Here is a 1,566-nt window from a genome sequence, read left to right on the forward strand (position 1 = left end):
GCCAGGACGGGCGCGGCGACGGCACCGAGCGCCACGGCCACCCGTACGGCCGCCTGGAGGTGCTCGGTGATCCGGGCCCGCCGGAACTCCTCGGTCTCCTGGTCCAGCAGGGTGTGGCCGGTGTTGGCCGCGACGCCCGCGGCGGTGCCGGCGAGCAGCGAGAGGAACAGCACGGTGGCCATGTCCGGGACGAGCCCGGTCAGCAGCAGCGCCAGCCCGGTGACCGCTATGGCGAGGGCCAGCAGCCGGCGGCGGGACAGGGCGGGCAGCACCTTGCCAGCCTGGGTGGCGCGGATGCCCGCGGCGGTGCCGCCGACCAGCGCGAGGACGAACAGCGCGAAGGCGGCCGGGCCGCCGCCCAGGTCGAAGGCGTGCAGGACGGACACGGACACGGCGCAGGACACCGCTCCGGCGACCGCGGCGCAGCTCAGGACCAGGAGGGGGACGGCGCCCGTACGGCCCTTGTCGGGCCGGTCGCCCGCCTTGGGGGTGCGCAGGCCCTCCAGCGGGGAGCGCGGACGCGGGGTCGCCCCGCCCGGCAGCACCAGCGGCAGCAGCAGCGAGACCGAGGCGGCGAAGAGGCCGGAGGCCACGTACGAGCCGAGGGCGGCCTGGTTCGCGGCGAACCAGTCGATGCCGAGGCCCAGTGCCTTGCCGACCAGGGTCGCGGCGAGCAGCGCGGCCGCGGCGATCGGGAGCGCCGCGAAGGCCGTGCGCAGGGTGAGCCGCCGCAGCGCGTCCAGGTGGTCCGGGAGCGGCCGTACGGTCGCCCCCTCCGGCGGCGGCGCGGGCAGCAGGGCGGGCGCCGCGCTCTCCTTGGCCAGGGTCCACAGCCGCTCGGCGGCGCCGGAGACGAAGACGGTGGCCAGCAGCGCGGTCAGCGCGTGCGCCGGGATCCAGTCGAGCCACAGCGGGGCGACGACGAAGAGCCCGAGGCGGACCCCGTCGGCCGCGATCATGGTCCAGCGGCGGTCCAGCTTGCCGCCGGCGCCCAGCAGCCCGGCCAGCGGGCCGAGGAGGACCGCGCCGAAGAGCAGGGTGGCGAGGATCCGGACGCCGAAGACGGCGGCGACGGCGAGGGCCGCGCCGCGGGGCCCACCGCCGAAGCCCCCTTCCGAGGCCGCCGCCTGGAAGGCCAGCAGCACCAGCACCAGCAGGGCCAGGGCATCGCCGATGCCGCTCACCAACTGGGCGCTCCACAGCCTGCGCAGCCGGGGAGTGCGCAGCAGTGCGCGCACCGCACGCTCGCGGGAATCCGCTGCTAGGGCGTCGTCGTAGGTGGGGTTCGCCGGGGCGGTCACGACCGCCGGCTGCTCGGCTCGCGTCATCCGCCCAGCCTATCGGCTGCGCTCGGCCGCTGCGGAGGCCTGTGGACGGGGCAGTGTGTGACCCCGGACCCACCTTCCGGGCCCGGCCCCACCTTCCCGCCCCGGACCCGCGCCTCGAACGCCGACGGGTCCGGAGCCGCCGCGTGGCACCTCCGGACCCGCCGGGGGGTCACTCGTCCGCGGCCACCGGGGTCGCGGCCGTCGCGGCCGTCTTATTGGCCGGGGCCTTCTTGGCCAC

General features: G+C 77.3%; 1 pseudogene. It reads right to left on the reverse strand.

The features are described from left to right. Positions 1-1,328 (reverse strand): annotated as a pseudogene (locus ACWGIU_RS37545) (dTMP kinase); the annotation flags it as partial. Between the last annotated feature and the right edge of the window lie 238 nt (positions 1,329-1,566).

This window comes from Streptomyces sp. NPDC054840 (assembly GCF_053611065.1).